This is a genomic window from Aquirufa sp. (assembly GCF_964796385.1).
In genome coordinates, this window is the sequence record NZ_CBAUBA010000010.1 from 33,588 (window position 1) to 46,725 (window position 13,138).

At 41.4% G+C, this 13,138-nt stretch carries 12 protein-coding genes; 6 read left to right on the top strand and 6 right to left on the bottom strand.

Annotation, left to right across the window (positions count from 1 at the left end; genetic code table 11):
* The first annotated feature begins 65 nt into the window (after positions 1 to 65).
* On the top strand, positions 66 to 1,436 hold the full coding sequence (locus AC1W6K_RS04940) for a DUF6427 family protein (protein WP_481946664.1): 1,371 nt from the start codon (positions 66 to 68) through the stop codon (positions 1,434 to 1,436).
* Here the strand turns inward: AC1W6K_RS04940 and rpiB are convergent.
* Entirely contained in the window at positions 1,433 to 1,876 is a 444-nt protein-coding gene (rpiB, locus tag AC1W6K_RS04945) for a ribose 5-phosphate isomerase B (RefSeq protein WP_481946665.1), read from the bottom strand. The two genes, AC1W6K_RS04940 and rpiB, sit on opposite strands and share 4 nt — an antisense overlap.
* A gap of 74 nt (positions 1,877 to 1,950) precedes the next feature.
* On the opposite strand from rpiB, the gene AC1W6K_RS04950 reads away from it, so the two are divergent.
* Positions 1,951 to 2,670: an LOG family protein gene (locus AC1W6K_RS04950; RefSeq protein WP_481946666.1), complete on the top strand. Its 720-nt coding sequence runs from the start codon at positions 1,951 to 1,953 to the stop codon at positions 2,668 to 2,670.
* Here AC1W6K_RS04950 and AC1W6K_RS04955 read toward each other — a convergent pair.
* Positions 2,667 to 4,325, bottom strand: coding sequence for a helix-hairpin-helix domain-containing protein (locus tag AC1W6K_RS04955; protein WP_481946667.1), 1,659 nt, complete (start codon positions 4,323 to 4,325; stop codon positions 2,667 to 2,669). The two genes, AC1W6K_RS04950 and AC1W6K_RS04955, sit on opposite strands and share 4 nt — an antisense overlap.
* Positions 4,315 to 4,821 (bottom strand): methylated-DNA--[protein]-cysteine S-methyltransferase, encoded by a 507-nt coding sequence (locus AC1W6K_RS04960; RefSeq protein WP_481946668.1) that lies wholly within the window; start codon positions 4,819 to 4,821, stop codon positions 4,315 to 4,317. Before AC1W6K_RS04960 ends, AC1W6K_RS04955 begins: the two co-directional genes overlap by 11 nt.
* A gap of 159 nt (positions 4,822 to 4,980) precedes the next feature.
* On the opposite strand from AC1W6K_RS04960, the gene AC1W6K_RS04965 reads away from it, so the two are divergent.
* Positions 4,981 to 6,411 (top strand): circularly permuted type 2 ATP-grasp protein, encoded by a 1,431-nt coding sequence (locus AC1W6K_RS04965; RefSeq protein WP_481946669.1) that lies wholly within the window; start codon positions 4,981 to 4,983, stop codon positions 6,409 to 6,411.
* A 254-nt stretch (positions 6,412 to 6,665) separates the two neighbouring features.
* Here AC1W6K_RS04965 and lysA read toward each other — a convergent pair whose 3' ends face one another.
* Positions 6,666 to 7,901, bottom strand: coding sequence for a diaminopimelate decarboxylase (gene lysA, locus AC1W6K_RS04970; RefSeq protein ID WP_481946670.1), 1,236 nt, complete (start codon positions 7,899 to 7,901; stop codon positions 6,666 to 6,668).
* Between the two features lie 39 nt (positions 7,902 to 7,940).
* Between lysA and AC1W6K_RS04975 the strand changes: the two genes are divergently transcribed.
* The 3 genes from AC1W6K_RS04975 to AC1W6K_RS04985 are packed head-to-tail and all read left to right on the top strand — an operon-like array spanning position 7,941 to position 9,403.
* Positions 7,941 to 8,141, top strand: a complete 201-nt coding sequence (locus tag AC1W6K_RS04975) for a hypothetical protein (RefSeq protein WP_481719649.1) — start codon at positions 7,941 to 7,943, stop codon at positions 8,139 to 8,141.
* Between the two features lie 30 nt (positions 8,142 to 8,171).
* Entirely contained in the window at positions 8,172 to 8,609 is a 438-nt protein-coding gene (locus tag AC1W6K_RS04980; RefSeq protein WP_481719650.1) for an OsmC family protein, read from the top strand.
* Positions 8,609 to 9,403 (top strand): thymidylate synthase, encoded by a 795-nt coding sequence (locus tag AC1W6K_RS04985; RefSeq protein ID WP_481946671.1) that lies wholly within the window; start codon positions 8,609 to 8,611, stop codon positions 9,401 to 9,403. Before AC1W6K_RS04980 ends, AC1W6K_RS04985 begins: the two co-directional genes overlap by 1 nt.
* 58 nt (positions 9,404 to 9,461) lie before the next feature.
* On the opposite strand, the gene AC1W6K_RS04990 is transcribed toward AC1W6K_RS04985, so the two are convergent.
* Positions 9,462 to 10,823: a peptidylprolyl isomerase gene (locus tag AC1W6K_RS04990; RefSeq protein ID WP_481719652.1), complete on the bottom strand. Its 1,362-nt coding sequence runs from the start codon at positions 10,821 to 10,823 to the stop codon at positions 9,462 to 9,464.
* Between the two features lie 15 nt (positions 10,824 to 10,838).
* Positions 10,839 to 13,136 (bottom strand): peptidylprolyl isomerase, encoded by a 2,298-nt coding sequence (locus AC1W6K_RS04995; protein WP_481946672.1) that lies wholly within the window; start codon positions 13,134 to 13,136, stop codon positions 10,839 to 10,841.
* Between the last annotated feature and the right edge of the window lie 2 nt (positions 13,137 to 13,138).

Genomic DNA, 13,138 nt, shown 5'->3' on the forward strand with positions numbered 1-13,138 from the left:
AAAATCCAACAAATTTCAGAATAATAATTGGAATCACCGTAATTTAGCAAATTCAAAATGCGATAATGTTCCAATTTCTCAAATCAAACGCTTCGATTACCCTGTTCCTACTGGTGGGCTTTTGGGCTGTTGCTACCTTTGCGTTTGTACAAGCCGGTATTTCACCCCTTGTTTGGGAATTAAAATATTACCTGTTAGGCCAGAAATTAAATGAAGGCTTTCGGATGTACCAAGACATTCGTGATAATTCTGGGCCATTCACAGCTGGATTTTTTCAATTGATTGAATTTTTAAAGTTCCCAATTTCTTGGAATGCGTATTGGGCAACAGGCATCATACTATTTCAAGCGATTGTATTCCAGCGTACGATTAATCGCTATGAATTAATGGCCCCACTCGGGAATATGCCATTTTTCATGTACATGTTATTTTTACATATTTCGCTCGATTTTTGGGTACCTAGTGCTGCACTGCTCGGATTAACATTTTTAATTCTTGCTTGGCGTGAGATCATCCGTCAACAAAGCACACTACATGTAGAGGATCGCGTATTTTTAATTGGTTTATTTATTGGGGCTGCCGGGTTATGCTATCCAACTTACTATTTGTTTATATTCTGGGGCTTCCTTAGTTTGTTATTTTATTCGGGAATTAACCCTCGCCAAATGCTCTTGGTGCTAGTCGGTTTTCTTATTGTCAATGGCATCACAGCACTTTTGTATACGTATAACGGCAACTTAAGTTACCTGGTAGATGTATTCCAAAAATCGGCTTTGGTGTTTCATACACCAGCGTGGGCGGACATAAAACACATTGCTTCTACCTATGTACCAGCATTGATTTTGGGATTTTATGGTTTATGGACGGTGATCCAACGGCCAAAAATAAAGTCGAATGGGCAAAAGGCCCAGCAAACCAATTTCATTTGGATTCTCATTAGTTTTTTCGCGGTATTTACCTTGCCTGCGAATAACAGCCATAATTTCTTATTTATCTTGCCGCCATTGGCCTATTTTACGCTTAATTTATTCTTTCTACTCAAACGTTATTGGATTCAAGAACTGATTTTAATTGGCTTTGTGGCAAGTGTATGGTTCAGCTGGCAATCTGAATGGAAAAATAGTTCCTATAACCGGATACAAGCAGGTAAGCTTCCGATCAAAAATGAACGCTTGATGGTCTTGGGAGGGCAAATTGATGAATATCAAACGAATCAAATGTCAGGTCCATTTGTTAATTGGGAACTTTCAAAAGATTTATTTCTGGAGATGAATACCTACCAAACAGTCGTTAAATTGCAGCGTTATTTGGAGATGGATTCGCCGACGTATATTTACGATCCAGCAGGGAATTTTCCACGCATGCGCTTTTACCTACCCTATTTAAAGGATAAATACGTTGAAGTACAAAAGCATTTGTATAAACGAAAGAATTAAATGCAGCCGATTTTATTGACACGACCTGCGTGACGCCCTCCTTCAAATTCGGTATCGATAAATGTTTGAAGACAAGCTTTCGCCTCATCTAAACTGATAAATCGAACAGGTAAACAGATCACATTGGCGTCATTGTGCTGACGAACCAATTTCGCCACTTCCGTATTCCATGCTAATCCCGCACGAATCCCCTGATGTTTATTGGCCGTTATCGCCACCCCATTTGCACTTCCGCACAACAATAATCCCCAAGAAACTTCGCCTGACTCAACGGCATTTGCTACAGGATGCGCAAAATCAGGGTAATCCACAGAATCCGCAGAATAAGTACCGCAATCTTTAATCGCAAAACCCTGGTCTTTTAAAAAATCAATTAATTGATCTTTATAGTCAAAACCAGCATGATCACCGCCTACAGCAAAGGATTTAGATAAAGTCATAAAATGAATGGGTATAAATTTTTACAAAGGTCGGGGATATCAATTACATTTGCACTTAACAAACCGATTAAATTATGACTGACAATTGGCAAGAGGAAGAAGATCAAATAAAAAAGGTGTTTGGAGACAAGACCTGGTCTGAAATTAAATCAGAAGAGTCCTGGCGAATCTTTAAAATCATGAGTGAATTTGTGCAAGGAATTGATCATTTATCAAAAATCGGTCCTTGCGTTTCCATATTCGGTTCCGCGAGAACCTCCCCCGAAGACAAATATTACCAATTGGCCGAGCAAATTGCCGCCAAACTTGTCCGTCACGGCTATGGTGTCATTACAGGTGGTGGCCCAGGAATCATGGAAGCGGGGAACAAAGGTGCAACCAGCGAAAATGGTCGATCAGTAGGCTTAAACATTGAATTACCATTTGAGCAGACGCCTAATCCTTATATTGATGCGGATAAAAATATGAATTTCGATTTCTTCTTTGTCCGCAAAGTGATGTTTGTCAAATACTCCCAAGGTTTCATTATCATGCCAGGGGGATTTGGTACACTCGATGAAATGTTCGAATCACTAACTCTAATTCAAACGCACAAAATAGGCCGTTTCCCTGTAGTGCTCGTGGGCTCTGACTATTGGACCGGGCTATTGGACTGGATGAAAAAAACGATGGTTGGCTACGGTAACATCCATGCCGAAGACCTCGAACTTTTTGCGGTGGTAGACACCCCTGCTGAAGCCGTCAAAATCATTGATGATTTCTATGCCAAATACCTATTAAAACCAAACTTCTAGGCCTTTGAGAAGAATTTCATAATGTCGGCAAGTGGTAACGCATTCAGAGTTAGGCTTTTTAACAATCCCCCTTTGCGCCCTACGCGAACACCATATTCCATATCTTTCAGTCCATCAATTTTATGCGCATCTGGATTAATGGAAACAAAGACTCCTTTGTCCATCGCGGCATAGATATAACGCCAGTCTAAATCCAATCGATAGGGGCTTGCATTCAATTCAATGCTTACACCATTAGCTTTGCAGGCATCCAGAATTTTCATGGTATCGATGGGATAACCGGCACGGGTTAGTAATAACCTGCCGGTCGGATGACCCAAAATCGAGGTGTAAGGATTTTCAATCGCTTTCAATAAACGATCCATCGAACGATCTTGATCCATAACCAATTGCGCATGTACCGAGGCAACCACATAATCGAAACTCGCCAAAATACGCGGGTTATAATCCAAACTACCATCTGGTAAAATATCTGCCTCAATCCCTTTTAAAATTTTAAAATCGGCCCATTGCGAATTCAACGCATCTATTTCGGCATGTTGGCGCTGTACATCCTCCTCCTTCAACCCACCCGCATATGCCGCATATTGCGAATGATCCGCGATACCGAAGTAATGTAATCCCATAGCCCGACAAGCTTCAGCCATCTCTAAAAGGCTATTTTTTCCGTCCGAGTACGTAGAATGATTATGCACACATCCCTTCAAATCACTCATTTCAATAAGATCATTCGGGGAAAACTTTTCGCTCCAAGCAAATTCTTGCAAGCCCTCCCGCATGGAAGGAAGAATGAATGGTAAGTTTTGGCTGCTGTATACTTCTTCAGCTGATGCCACATTTTTCAATTTGAAAAAATTAACTTGACCGAGGTGTTCGGGGTGTGCCGACCACTGATAGACCATCATGTCAAATTGCGATGCATCCGTAAAATGAATTTCGATGGGGATTAAATGGCCGGCAAAATGGCCACGCCAGGTAAACGGAGAGGACTGTTGGTGATCCGTCTGAAATCCTTCGATCGATTCAATCAAAAACTGACTTCCAAAAATATCGTCTGTTTGGGCAACAAAAACTAATGCGTTGACAACTTCACAGTCACGAGCTAATTCACCAGAAATAGCAATCTTACTAAATTTAGGTGCAAGTAAACCCATTAAATCTTCGCTGAGCTTTTCCGCTTTATTGATCCGCAATTTCTTGCGATTCTCCTGTAGAAAAAGAATGTAGGTGCGGATATTTTCGGTCACCGACTTCCCAAAACCTTTTACTTGCTCGAGTTGGCCTGATTCACAGGCGGCTAATAAATCGTCTAATTCGGTGATTCCGAGTTCTTTCCAAACGAGGCCAACTTTCTTTGGCCCCATACCTTTGACTTTCAGGAGATCTAAAATTCCGGGAGGGCTTTGTTCGATCATTGCCTCTAAATCAGGGCATGTCCCCGTTTGTGCTATATCACTAACTAGTTGACTGACCACCTTCCCAACGCCCGGAATCGCAACTAATTCGTCTTCTGAGAGATTGGCTATTCGACCTGGAAATTTATCTAGCCCACGTGCTGCAAAACTCAAGTTTTTACGCTTGAATTCATTTAGTCCATGGACATCCCATAATTTGACGAGAAGTTCTAGTGCGTCAATAATCTGTTCATTCTCCATCAGCAAACAAAGTCATTTGTTGGTTTACCCCCTCAAAACCCTCATGAGTTAACAACCATTCTTTTCGCCACAACTCCCCGGCATAACCCACCATGGAACCATCGGAACCGATGACCCGGTGACACGGAATACGCAACAAGAGTGGATTTTGGCTATTTGCTCTTCCAACTGCCTGAGCGGCGTTCGGTTGGCCTATTAACTGTGCAATTTCTTGATAGCTTCGCGCCTCTCCTGCCGGAATCATGCGCAAGGCTAACCATACTTTTTCTTGAAACTCTGTCCCTAAATACCTAGCAATCGGGCTTTCCCACCGGTGCTCCGGATTTTGAAAATAGGATTGTAAGTCGGCCTGAATCATTTCTTCCATCCCTGCATCATCCGTATGATTATCCCCTTTCGTACTCACAAAGCGTACACTATGCAGACCAGATTCAGCATATTCAACACGTATGATGCCAATCGGACTCTCGAAATAAAGGAAATTCAATAAAACCATGTGGCAAAAATACAATCAAAATCTGTCGAAAATGGTAAATTTCTACTATTAAAAAGTATATTTTAGGAAAAGTTTTAAAAAATCAGAAATTCGATTCCGATAATCAAAAATTAAGTTTTAAATTATTTCATTATCAAGCATTTGCACGATTTTTAGCCTATGAATTTTTCATTTAACAACTACGATGCGGAAGGATTTTTTGATGAAATGTTCACTCCTGAAGGTCAAGTCCGCGAAGGATATACCCATTTCAAAGATCGCGTAGAGCAATTAACCCAAGAGGAATTTACAAGACGACAGCAATCTGCTGAACGAGCGCTCATGGCGATGGGGATCACGTTCAATGTTTACTCAGAAAACGAGGGAACGGAGCGAATTATGCCGGTAGATATTATACCGCGGATCGTGGAAGCTAAGGAATGGGAAAAGATTGAAAAGGGGCTTATTCAACGTATTACGGCATTAAATTTGTTCTTAAATGATATTTATTCGGATCAAAAAATCATCAAGGATGGAATAATTCCTGCGGAGGTGATCGAGTCATCTAAAGACTTTTTAAGACCTTGTATAGGTATTAAACCGGCTAAAAATATTTACATACATATTACAGGAACCGATTTAATCCGTGGTGCAGATGGGGAATACATGATTTTGGAAGATAATTTGCGTTGTCCATCAGGTGTATCTTACATGATGGAAAATCGCGAATTACTCAAGCAAACTTTCCCCGAGGTCGTTGCCAAAACACAGATTAGACCGATATCGGATTATCCGCATAAATTACTTGAGATGCTGCGGTTTATCAGCGATCGACCAGAACCAACGGTGGTGGTTTTGACGCCTGGAATTTACAATTCGGCTTATTTTGAGCATTCGTATTTGGCCCAACAAATGGGTGTTGAGTTAGTGGATGCGCGCGATTTAGTTGTTCATGAGGGCTATGTCAAAATGCGGACAACGAAAGGATTTAAGATTGTGGACGTGATATACCGTCGGATCGATGATACATTTTTAGATCCTTTGGCATTTAATCCAGATTCAATGATCGGAATTCCAGGAATTTTTGAGGTCTATAAAAATGGGAAAGTAGCGATTGCCAATGCCCCAGGAACGGGTGTAGCTGATGATAAGGTGATTTACGCCTACGTACCGCGGATCATCAAATACTATTTAAACGAGGAGCCCATCATTAAAAATGTCAAAACCTACATTTGCTCAGAAGAGGATGACCGTAACTATGTGTTGGCCAATATTGAAAAACTGGTTGTCAAAGAAGCCAATGAAGCAGGTGGCTATGGTATGTTGATTGGACCTAAATCTACGAGAGAAGAACAAGAAAAATTCAAAGCCTTGATTTTGAGCAACCCACGAAATTACATTGCCCAACCGACCATCTCCTTATCCCGCGTACCTTGTTTGATCGATGATCATGCCGAAGGGCGGCACGTAGACTTGCGGCCTTACATCCTTTATGGTGATGGGGTAAAGGTAATGCCGGGTGGATTGACGCGTGTGGCCTTACGAAAGGATTCGCTGGTGGTTAACTCTTCACAGGGTGGTGGGTCGAAAGATACGTGGGTGCTTTATTAGACGCTGGACGTTAGACGTTAGACCCTTTGGCAAACCTTTAGGGATTGCCAAAGTTTGAGGCGTTTTTCACGCCGATTGTTATTTAAAGACGGTGGAAGTTAGACGTTAGACCCTTTGGCAAACCTTCGGGGATTGCCAAAGTTTGAGGAGTTTTTCACGCCGATTGTTATTTAAAGACGGTGGAAGTTAGACGTTAGTCACTTGGATAAAAAGTCTAAAGTCTGACGTCTAGGGTCTAGCGTCTGACTTCTATTTTACATTTCTTGACTACGCAACAAATCCGCTAAGGTCTCACGCTTGCGTACAAGACGAGCAACTCCGCCATCCACTAAGACCTCTGCAGGCAGAAAACGTGCATTGTAATGCGAAGCCATCGTAAAACCATATGCACCGGCATTAGCCATGGCGATGATATCCCCCTCTTTCACCTCATTCAATAAGCGCTCATCTTGCTTACCCTTGATATCAAATGAAAAGGTATCCGTTTCACAAATATAACCTGTTACCCTATATGATTCTTGTTTCGACGTATCTTGGTTTGATGCATTAAAAATATAGTGATACGAACCGTACATCATCGGACGAATCAAGTGATTCAAACCGGAGTTTATTCCAATAAACGTTTTCACTGGGTCGCGTTTCACCACATTCGTTTCCGTCAAAAAAGTTCCTGACTCACTCACTAAAAACTTCCCTGGCTCTACCCAAAGGCGTAATTGCCGACCGTATTTTTGGCAAAAAGTGCGAAAGGCATTGCTCATGATGAGACCAACTTCCTTCATGTTCACTCCTGGATCTTCCGGTGAATACGGAACTTTGAATCCACCACCCAAATCAATTATTTGCAAATCCTTGAAGTCATACGCAAAATCAAAAAGCGCTGATGCAGCCTGCTCGAACGTTTTTCCATCCTTAATATCCGATCCGGTATGTTGGTGCAACCCAATCACCTCCATCTTATACTTCGCAACAATCGCTAAAATCTCAGCCTTTTGATGAATTGAAATTCCAAATTTTGATTCCGGATGCGCCGTCATAATCTTTTCATTTCCTCCACCAAAAACGTGTGGCTTAATGCGAATTAAACAAGGTTGAGACGAACCATACATCGCACCAAACTTTTCTAAAACCGACAAATTATCCAAATTGACAATAGCTCCCTTTGAAACCGCATATTCAATCTCTGAAAAATGAACCCCAGATGGCGTAAATGTAATCGAAGAACCCGCATAACCCGCAATCAATCCCATCTCCAATTCTTGTGGTGAAACCACATCCATATCAACACCATTTTCACGCATCAAGCGTAAAATAGACAAATTCGTGTTCGCCTTAACAGCGTATTTTATCGTCAAGTCAATTCCCTCAAAAGCGGCTCTTAAAACCGAGATTTTTTCCCTAATTTTGTCGGCATCGTAGACGTACAATGGCGTACCAAATTCTTTGGCCAAATCTGTTAACGGTATGTTCTGAATTGAATAATAAGCCATAGGGAAAATTTAAGCCACAAAGATACTAATCTAACAAATATGAAAAGCATATTTATTGCCTTATTACTGTTTGCGCCTTTATTCCTTTCCGCTCAGAGAAAAAGTGGCCCTATGCACGGGGGCGCTAACTTGAAAGAGGTGCTTATTTGGTTGCAAACCAAACAAGCTGCGACCGTACATATTCAATACCATGAAATAGGCGATCAAATAATCCATAAAACGGATCCCATTCGTTCCTAAAAAGCAATAAAATTCACTGAATAAAATAACATGGAAGTACTATTAAACCGATTAGATCAAGATTTTCACTTTGAGGCCACAGGCTCCTCGCCCATTTCGGTACACATCGATGCAGCGGAGGGAATTGGCGGGCATAACGCAGGTGCGCGTCCCATGGAACTTATATTGATGGGACTAGGTGGTTGCACCGCTATCGATGTCATTCTGATCTTAAAAAAGCAACGTCAGGTGGTCGATGATTTCCAAATTCGCGTACAAGGTGATCGTGAGAAAATCGAAGGAACAGAGATGATGCCATTTAGAAAAATCAATATCCAATTTGAATTGCAGGGTGACATAGATGGTAATAAAGCTGAAAGAGCAATTCAAATGTCCATGGATAAATACTGCTCCGCAACAGCGCAGTTGGCACCAAGCGCTACCATCACCCATTCATTACTTTTAAACGGACTTAAATTCGAAGCCTAATGCAAATATATTTAGATTTATTAACCCATATCAAACAAAACGGAACCTTCAAATCCGACCGAACAGGAACGGGGACAACCAGTGTTTTTGGTTACCAAATGCGCTTTAATTTGGCTGAAGGCTTCCCACTCGTCACCACAAAAAAAACACATTTAAAATCTATCATTCACGAATTACTTTGGTTCTTAAAAGGAGAAACAAATATTGCTTACCTAAAAGAACACAGCGTTCGTATTTGGGATGAATGGGCAGACGAGAATGGTGATTTAGGCCCAGTCTACGGAAAGCAATGGCGCTCTTGGGAAGGCGCTGATGGCCAAGTAATTGACCAAATAAAAGAAGTGATTCACACGCTAAAAACGAATCCGGATTCACGCCGCATTATCGTAAGTGCGTGGAATGTGGCCGAATTACCTAAAATGGCGCTGATGCCGTGCCATGCTTTTTTTCAGTTTTATGTGGCTGATGGCAAACTTTCGTGTCAGTTATACCAGCGATCAGCAGATGTATTCTTAGGTGTTCCCTTCAACATTGCCTCATATGCATTATTGACGATGATGGTTGCTCAGGTATGTGAGTTGGGGCTAGGCGATTTCGTTTGGACCGGTGGCGACACACATCTATACAGCAATCACATGGAACAAGTGGAAATACAATTGAGCCGAAGCCCTCGCCCTTTGCCGACTATGCACCTTAACCCAGCCAAAAAAGATATTTTTGATTTCGTATTTGAAGACTTCTCACTGGAGGGTTACGATCCACATCCGGGGATTAAAGCGCCAGTAGCTGTTTAAATGAGGTGAGAGGTAAGAGGTAAGTGATTTACATTTATTACCTCTCACTTCTAACCTCTTACCTCTCTATAACGCTCCCCTCCAGCACCTTACAATCCTTGTACTCGTCATCGATGAAAATAAAGACATCATCTTTGGCTTTAACAAACCACTTTTCAATGACATCATTCTTCTTTTGCGTTAACGCAATGCCAGAAATTTTTTGATAATCATCCGTTAAGTTGGCAAAATGCGGCGGATATTTCGCCTTGAAATACAAAATACGCATAGCACTTCGGCCATCTTCTGTTCGATAAGGAATTGGCTTAGAAATAGTGCCCACCGACATTGAATCAATTGAGAAATACAAACCCGGTTCCATCGTTCCATCAAAAGGCATGCGCGTCGAACGAGAAGCCATGTCAATTAAAAGTCCGCCAGCGTCTTGTGTCAACTTATCTTCGGATACACTACGAGCCGCTTTATCAAACGAAATAGAATCACGCTGAATCAGAATGCGCAAACTATCTAGAAAACGAGTTGGCTCCGTCACATCTAATTTTTGATAATCAGGACGCAATAAAATATGACGCGCTTGATATTCCTGTCCACGAATAGCTAATAATTGAATCAAGTGAAAACCAAATTCACTTTCTACTACATCCGACATTTGATTTGGTTTCAACTTCAAGGCTGCCGCCTCAAAAGGAGCTACCATCTGACCACGTTTTGAAAACCCTAAATCACCCCCTCGCTTACCACTTCCTAAGTCTTCCGAATATAATTTGGCCAATTCCTCGAAGGCCTCCCCTTTCTCCACGCGCTTTTTGTAATCCAATAATTTACCCACCAACTCATCCTTTTGAAATTTATTTGGCTGCGCTAATCGAACAATATGACCAATCTCTACCTCTGAAGGCAAATAAGGCAACGAATCCGAAGGAATACGCTTAAAAAACTTCTCTACCTCTTTCGGCGTAATCCGAACATCATCCGTGATCTTTTCTTGCATTTTACGACCTGTCAATTGCTCCTTTAAGGAGATGCGTAAATCTTCCTTCAAGGTTACAATTGGCTTACCAAAAGCCTCAACAATATTTTTTGCCGAACCATATTGTTGCTCCATTTGCTCCATTCGCGTGTTCATCTCTATCTCAATTCGCTTATCATCCACGATCACAGAGTCAATTTCAGCTTTGGCCAACATTAATTTATTGACAACCAAACCTTCTAAAATTTGACAACGATTGGGGGTATTCGCCTGGCCACTCGTTTGATATTGCACATACTGCTGTTCTACCTCCGAACGCAAAATGTAGTAGTTGTCTACTTTGCCAATGATTTTATCCAAAACCGGGCCCCGTTCCGTAACCTCCTGCGCAAAAGAAATTTGCGTTAAAGCCAATAAACCCAAACAACATACTAAATTTCTCAATTTCATATCTTTTATTTTTACTTAATTCATCAAACGATTCAACTCCTCCAAATCTAGCTGAACAGGGAATTTTTGCTTCAAAGCCGCCAACCAATCACGCTCTAACTGCGCTTGTAGCCCACGAATCACCGAACTCCGCGACTCGTCAAAACGCTTCAAACGTTCCGGTTCTATCCGACTAATTTCAATATAAACCTGACGTCCTTCTACCTCCAACGTTTTTTTACTCACCTCCCACGGCATCGAATCCAATAATGGCTGTTGGCCCCTCACATACATCCCCTCCTCGGCCACCAATGTCATAGGTTTTACAGCATTAAACCGCTTCACGACATCTTCCATTGATTGCGAAAAAAACCGAAACGAAACGCGCGCATTTTTAACCCTATCCGTTTTTGATAAAGGCTTTAAACTACCCTCCATTTTCTCAATAATCCGAGTCGAAGCAATACCCTTTTTCATCAAGTATTTAACCAAAACATTTACGCGCGCATCCGATAACGAATCTGACTCACTCGCATCCTGATGCCCCGAAATCTCGACAATATAATCCCTATTCTTCGCCAACAATAAAAACAACTCCTGCTGAATCTTATTCATGCCATCCGAAATCTCTACTTTTCCGAGCCCAAAAGTAACATCTGGCAATCGTTTATTCATCAAATAAGGCGCCTGTTTAACTAAATCTAAAGCATCCGCTAAAGTCTTTGGAGTATCTGCACTAACTATTTTAGCCTGCGCGCGTACAGGCAAGGTATATTCTGGAGCATGCACCATAAAGTATTTTTGCTGATTCAACGAATCTAAAGATGGCTCGTAAATCTCGCGCTCCACAATTTTACTAAACATAGAACCCTCATAAAATTCCTTCATTTGCTCCTGAAATGCTGGATATTTTGTCTCCAAATGTTGCTCCTCAACCGTCATGGTGTGATTATCCACAAATTCTTCTAAATACACAAGCTCAGGTACAGATGGCAAATAACCCAAAGCCTTCAACTTTCTTTTTTGTTGAGCTATGATAAATGTGTAAAAATCTTGAACGGTCCAACTGTTTTGCCCAATCTGCACCAAAGGCATTTTTAAATAATATTCATCCCCTACCCGGTCCTGTGCAAAACGCTCCAAAGCTATCTTTTTCGCTGCCTCTACAATGACCACCTGGTTTTCCGTCCGCAGACGCGCCATAAAGGACCGACGAATCATCGCAATACGCTCCGGATCTGTCATGACTTTCTGACGAATATATTCCGCCATTTCCTCATAACTCAATAAAGGCTTTTTGTCTAATAATTTGAAAATTTGCCAACCTAAATTTGTTCGAATTGGAATCGTAACATCACCTAGACGCTGGATCGAAAACAATTGATTTTGCAATTCCTCACTCAAGTCCGACGAATAATACCACCGGCGCAACTCGCCACCTCGACCCTTGGAATATGGATCCTCCGAATAATTCTTACAAATTAACTCGAACGAATCATCCCCCTTTTCTAAATATTTCTGAACCTGCTCAATCCGATTCTTTGCTTCAACTTGCAAATTTGTAGCCGCATTGACAGGAATAGAAACTAAGATATGTGCCAACCGGATTTTTCCCTGATTCGGGCGAATCGCAATTACTTTGACAAGATGATATCCCGTTTCCGTACGAACAATAGGCGATACACCGTCTACCTCCAACCCATAAACCGCATTTTCTAAGGCATACTGTAATTGTAAACTCGTCACAAAACCAAGTGATCCACCCTTGACAGCCGACAAATCATCTTCCGAAAATTTCTTTGCTAACGCATCAAAAGCTTCGCCAGCCAATAGCTTCGTACGAATATTGTTAATTTTCTGATAAGCCAATAACGTGTCTGCAGCAGATGGATTAGAAGGAACTTTGACCAGAATATGCGCAATCTGTTTTTCGAATTTCAAACGATTATAGGCCTCGCGAACTAACGTTTCCGTCTTCTCATTATCGATCAAATATGGACTCGCTAATTCTTTTCGAAAACTTTGATACTCATCTTGAAAACCAGGTGTATTGGCAATTTTTGCTTCCTCGGCGGCCACCAACTTAAGTTGATAATCAATGTAGTCCGACAAAAACTTCTGTTTATTATCCGCTTTGATGCTATCACTTTCAAGCAACTTTCGGTAATCATTCACAAACGATTTCGATGAAATCTTCTTCGAACCCAAGGTAATGGGGAATTCGACCTGACCAACCGCAGTTAAGGAAACCAATAAAAAAAAGATAATACCTCGAATCATATTTATTATTACACGTCTTGACAAACTAATTTTCAAGGCAACAAAATTACGCATAT

Excerpts from the sequence above, each read along its gene's own strand:
- AC1W6K_RS04940 (WP_481946664.1), top strand. The coding sequence starts at position 66 with ATGTTCCAATTTCTCAAATCAAACGCTTCGATTACCCTGTTCCTACTG.
- rpiB (WP_481946665.1), bottom strand. The coding sequence starts at position 1,876 with ATGACTTTATCTAAATCCTTTGCTGTAGGCGGTGATCATGCTGGTTTT.
- AC1W6K_RS04950 (WP_481946666.1), top strand. The coding sequence starts at position 1,951 with ATGACTGACAATTGGCAAGAGGAAGAAGATCAAATAAAAAAGGTGTTT.
- AC1W6K_RS04955 (WP_481946667.1), bottom strand. The coding sequence starts at position 4,325 with ATGGAGAATGAACAGATTATTGACGCACTAGAACTTCTCGTCAAATTA.
- AC1W6K_RS04960 (WP_481946668.1), bottom strand. The coding sequence starts at position 4,821 with ATGGTTTTATTGAATTTCCTTTATTTCGAGAGTCCGATTGGCATCATA.
- AC1W6K_RS04965 (WP_481946669.1), top strand. The coding sequence starts at position 4,981 with ATGAATTTTTCATTTAACAACTACGATGCGGAAGGATTTTTTGATGAA.
- lysA (WP_481946670.1), bottom strand. The coding sequence starts at position 7,901 with ATGGCTTATTATTCAATTCAGAACATACCGTTAACAGATTTGGCCAAA.
- AC1W6K_RS04975 (WP_481719649.1), top strand. The coding sequence starts at position 7,941 with ATGAAAAGCATATTTATTGCCTTATTACTGTTTGCGCCTTTATTCCTT.
- AC1W6K_RS04980 (WP_481719650.1), top strand. The coding sequence starts at position 8,172 with ATGGAAGTACTATTAAACCGATTAGATCAAGATTTTCACTTTGAGGCC.
- AC1W6K_RS04985 (WP_481946671.1), top strand. The coding sequence starts at position 8,609 with ATGCAAATATATTTAGATTTATTAACCCATATCAAACAAAACGGAACC.
- AC1W6K_RS04990 (WP_481719652.1), bottom strand. The coding sequence starts at position 10,823 with ATGAAATTGAGAAATTTAGTATGTTGTTTGGGTTTATTGGCTTTAACG.
- AC1W6K_RS04995 (WP_481946672.1), bottom strand. The coding sequence starts at position 13,136 with ATGCGTAATTTTGTTGCCTTGAAAATTAGTTTGTCAAGACGTGTAATA.